This is a genomic window from Segetibacter koreensis DSM 18137 (genome assembly GCF_000374045.1).
In the GTDB taxonomy this organism is placed as follows: domain Bacteria; phylum Bacteroidota; class Bacteroidia; order Chitinophagales; family Chitinophagaceae; genus Segetibacter; species Segetibacter koreensis.
This window is the reverse complement of sequence record NZ_KB893357.1, coordinates 1-4,157: the sequence shown is the minus strand read 5'-3', so window position 1 is coordinate 4,157 and position 4,157 is coordinate 1. Positions and strand designations below refer to the sequence as shown.

The 4,157-nt window shown below is 36.1% G+C and carries 5 protein-coding genes; all 5 read left to right on the top strand.

Annotation, left to right across the window (positions count from 1 at the left end):
- Positions 1-525: 525 nt before the first annotated feature.
- Positions 526-963, top strand: coding sequence for a VOC family protein (locus tag B154_RS0121350; protein WP_018616393.1), 438 nt, complete (start codon positions 526-528; stop codon positions 961-963).
- A 245-nt stretch (positions 964-1,208) separates the two neighbouring features.
- Positions 1,209-2,117 carry an alpha/beta fold hydrolase gene (locus B154_RS0121345; RefSeq protein ID WP_018616392.1) on the top strand — a complete coding sequence of 303 codons (909 nt, stop codon included), beginning with the start codon at positions 1,209-1,211 and terminating at the stop codon, positions 2,115-2,117.
- A 117-nt stretch (positions 2,118-2,234) separates the two neighbouring features.
- Positions 2,235-2,297 carry a hypothetical protein gene (locus B154_RS34015; protein WP_425423121.1) on the top strand — a complete coding sequence of 21 codons (63 nt, stop codon included), beginning with the start codon at positions 2,235-2,237 and terminating at the stop codon, positions 2,295-2,297.
- A complete protein-coding gene (locus tag B154_RS34010; protein ID WP_425423120.1) occupies positions 2,275-2,616 on the top strand; it encodes a DDE-type integrase/transposase/recombinase in 342 nt (113 codons plus the stop codon). The genes B154_RS34015 and B154_RS34010 overlap by 23 nt, the downstream gene beginning before the upstream one ends.
- 150 nt (positions 2,617-2,766) lie before the next feature.
- Positions 2,767-3,378: a RagB/SusD family nutrient uptake outer membrane protein gene (locus tag B154_RS29395; RefSeq protein WP_083935004.1), complete on the top strand. Its 612-nt coding sequence runs from the start codon at positions 2,767-2,769 to the stop codon at positions 3,376-3,378.
- The last annotated feature ends 779 nt before the right edge of the window (positions 3,379-4,157 follow it).

Sequence of the window (4,157 nt, the reverse complement as noted above, 5' to 3'; positions counted from 1 at the left end):
TTTATATTCTTTTGAAAGCAAGAGATAACAGAAGGTTTTATTCAATTATCTCCTGCCTTCGCCAGATGTTTTGTCCATAACAAATTTAATAATTTTTTTATCAATCATCATCCATTACCAGCATCCTATGAGTAGACTACAACAGGTGTAGCTACAAGCTCTTGTTTTTTAAATTTATAAATGATGAGTTGTGCTTCTCTTCTTTTCATTGGCACAACAAACAACCGGCTACATGCTTTAATAAAGGTCAATGCTTCACGCTTTTGATTATTGCTCGTGATGACAACACACTGTTAAGTAGTCCGGTTGCAGNTTTTAGTATTGTAATGAACAATGATTAATGGTTATAATGAAACAAGTTATTTTACTATACCTGTCACGTAAGGTTTTTCAGTTAGCCATACATATCTTATACGGCTAAGCAACTTACGGGCTATTTTTACAATAATCATTTTGGGTTCTTTGCCTTTTTTTAGTCAGACATTTTAACTAATTTTCACTCATATTTAACTAAAAAACTAAAAAATGGCAAACGTATCAATTTATCTAAACTTTAATGGAAATGCAGAAGAAGCATTTAATTCCTATAAAAGAATTTTTAAAAATGAATTTTCTTCTCCCATAATGCGAATGGGCGATATGCCATCACAACCAGGCATGCCTTCTCTTTCCGAAGAAGATAAGAAAAAGGTAATGCATGTCGCCTTACCGATTCTCGGTGGGACAGAAATTATGGGAACCGATATACTTGAAAGTATGGGGCATAAACTAATTGAAGGAAATAATGTAACAATCAGTTTGAATCCAGATACAAAAGAGGAAGCAGATCGTTTATATAAAGAACTTTCTCAGAATGGAGCAGATGGTGTTGCTCCTCACGATGAATTCTGGGGATATTGGGGAACTTGTAAGGATAAGTTTGGAGTGCGCTGGATGTTCAATGTTATGAAATCAGCAAATTAAGAAACACAGCTGCCAACATAAGTATTTGTAATAGCTGGCAGACGGAAGTTTGATCAGCTGAAAACTGCTACTGTATTGCATCCTCGCTGCCTGAATTCTGATGAACGCTCGAGATAACTTCTGCTTTTAATTATTATTCGGCTCCAGTTTCAGGGGGGACACAGCAGCGAATGTCCAGCCATCATGAATACCTAACCGTTGGTGGCAATGCGTTGTGACTTTCACTCTCAAAACAGACACTCCTAATGAAGCATCTAAAAACTCTTCTCCCTTTAAGTTTACTCACTTTCTTAAATGTAACGTTTGGACAAATGGTTAAGAGCGGTAACGGTAAAGTAAACGATGAGACTTTTTCATATTCTTACATAGAACCAACTCAAGAAATAAAAGGCGTTCTTATTCTTTTACCAGGCTGGGGCGAAAGCACTCAAAGTATTTATGAAAAAACAAAACTTCCCTATCTTTTATTAGAAAAAGGTTTTGTAACAGTAGTTCCTCAACTGCATCAAACTTTGTTTGCAGACGATTACACAATTTCAGAATTAAATGCGGTAATTAAAATTCAAACAGAACGGTACAAATCAAATCATCCTAACCTCATTATTGGAGGGCTGTCAGCAGGCGGAGCGATTGCGATTGATTATGCCGAACATATTTTAAGTGCTGATTCGATACAAAATTTTAAAGGTGTCTTTGCTATTGACCCTCCTTTAGATTTAGTTCGTATATATCGTTCCGCTAAAAATAAAATTAATTATAGATGTAAAAGCAGATTAATAAAAAAGGAAGGTTCTTTCATTAAGAAAAATTTGCTTGGCAGTTTGAACGGCACACCACAAGAGAGCCATGACAAATACTTGAAGTATTCGGGATATTCAGCAGACGTGCCAGATGGCGGTAATGCTAAGTTTCTTAAAAATATTCCTGTTCGTTTATATAGCGAACCTGATTTGGATTTTGTTCGAAAAACATACTGCGACGAATTGCAATACGAAGACATCAACGCATTTGATTTGGAAAAATTAGATAAATTTCTTGGCAGTATTGGCAACAACAAAGCGGAGTATATCACTACAAAAGGAAAAGGATTTCACAGTTGGAACATTCTTGACCCTACAGATTGTGCTGATTGGATGTTAAAAATTTGCAACTAAACTTTTTTAAAAGGATAGCACTGCCACAAACAAAAGTATCCTAGGTGCCTTTTATAGGAATTAAGGGAGCTAATATGGAGGATCGATGAAACTTATATAAAGGTAAAAGGAGAGTGGATGTATTTATATAGAGCCGTTGACAAGGAAGGAAAGACAGTTGACTTTTCTATTAACAAATAGAAGTAATAAGCTGGCCGCACACAAATTTCTAGTAAAAGCTATAGGTAATAATGTCTGCCCAAAAGTAATGAATATAGATAAAAGCGGAGCCAATAAGGAAGCTATGAAAACTTACAATAAGAGGCGTTTAAAGAAAATCAAAATTAGACAGAACAAGTATTTAAATAATAGGGTAGAGGTAGATCATCGATTTATAAAATGGCGAACGTTTTTAGTATTAGGGTTCAAAAATTTCGAATCAGCACAAAGGACATTGGCAGGTATAGAAATGATAAGGATGATTAAGAAGGAACAAGTGGCTTCGGCTGTCCATTGCTGAGTGGTAATCAGGCCACCATCGTATACGAGTTGGTCCACTTCGGCGAAAACACGGTACTGATCTTTGCTATAGGTTGGAACTTTAAAAAGAAAAGGAACAAAAAAGAAAAAGGAAAGTGCAGGAAGCCATTGGACTGGATTATATGTACCAATTTCAAGGGCAAACCTGGTACTATCAAATATTGACAAAGTAAAATTTAGTAGTGATAGCATTAAAACCCAATACATAGAGGAGATGAAGTTTATCAGGGCTTGTATGTATTTTAACCTTGTAAGTGAGTTTGGAGATGTGCCTGTGGTAACAGAAGCGTTATCAGATGCAGACCAGGCAACTGCGCTCACAGTACGTGCGCCCAGAGAGAAGGTGTATACACAAATAGTACAGGATTTAAAAGATGTAGTTAGTAGCAACTTGCCGGTTGTTCAATCTTTGGCGAATAAAGGCAGGGTTTCAATGCAAGCTGCAAACGGTTTGTTAGGACAGGTATATCTGACTATGGCAACAACGCTAGACCCGGGAAACGCAGCCACTAACTTAGAAAATGCAAAAGCGTATTTAACGGCATGCTATAACATGCGCACTTTTGCCAACTTATCTGACCTGCCTTTTCCCGATGTTTTTGATGCCAATAAAAAAGGTACTAACCCTGAAATCATTTGGCAAATTGTGTACGTGCAGGGCGACCCGGTATATTCGTCCAATCTTGCTGCAAACAACCAGGCGAAGGGAGAAACAATTAATTCAATGTATAGGTCTTGTTAGATTTGTCGTTATCTTCTTTTCTATCAAAAAAAAATTACCATTCTTTGTCAACAATAAGAATTCTTTTAATGAATTCTCCAAGTCACCTACCACGTACCACAAACCAAAAGAAAGTGTGAAATTGATAAATGTCATAAAAAAGTTCGTCAGAATGTGATCAATGTCACAAAATTCGCACTATGATCTGAAATAATTGTTCAACTAGATGTATCCTCACTGGCCAAGGGAAGTGTATATTTTAAAGGCTGCAAGTGGTAAGCAAGTTATTTATAAGCAGTTTGTAAAGTTGTAGCAACCTTTATTTATGAAAATTCAGACTTTGGTTGACAGTTCAGTTAGTTTTTCTCTTAGTGCTACATAAATCAATACCGGAAAATGGTTAAACAAAATCGACTTAATTAAAAATGATTTTTGTCACAAATGCCTTTAAAAACCTAAATCGTCTCATTTTCTTTTCTTCCGAAAATTCTTAATACGTTATGCAAATACTTTTTCTTCACCCGGCCACCTTAGTAATGGATTGATGTTAAGCGAAAGGGTAAGGGTTGGAGTTTGACTAATAAAGCATCATAAGTGCGCCTGCTAAAGATTAAAAATTTTCTTCCCCGTACTATAGCTGTACAATGTTAAGTGCTTATAAGCAGGCAAAACCAATTTCACCGACGGGATTGTTTCACCAATAAGAATCGGCCTTGTACTTATGATGCCAGTTGTACTTCATAGCCTAATTGTTTCAATTTTTTGATGTAGTGCCTTGTCGCTTTTTCTTGTTTGTCTTT

Bases quoted from the DNA above. Each gene is read 5' to 3' on its own strand.
- B154_RS0121350 (WP_018616393.1), top strand. From the start codon at position 526: ATGGCAAACGTATCAATTTATCTAAACTTTAATGGAAATGCAGAAGAA.
- B154_RS0121345 (WP_018616392.1), top strand. From the start codon at position 1,209: ATGAAGCATCTAAAAACTCTTCTCCCTTTAAGTTTACTCACTTTCTTA.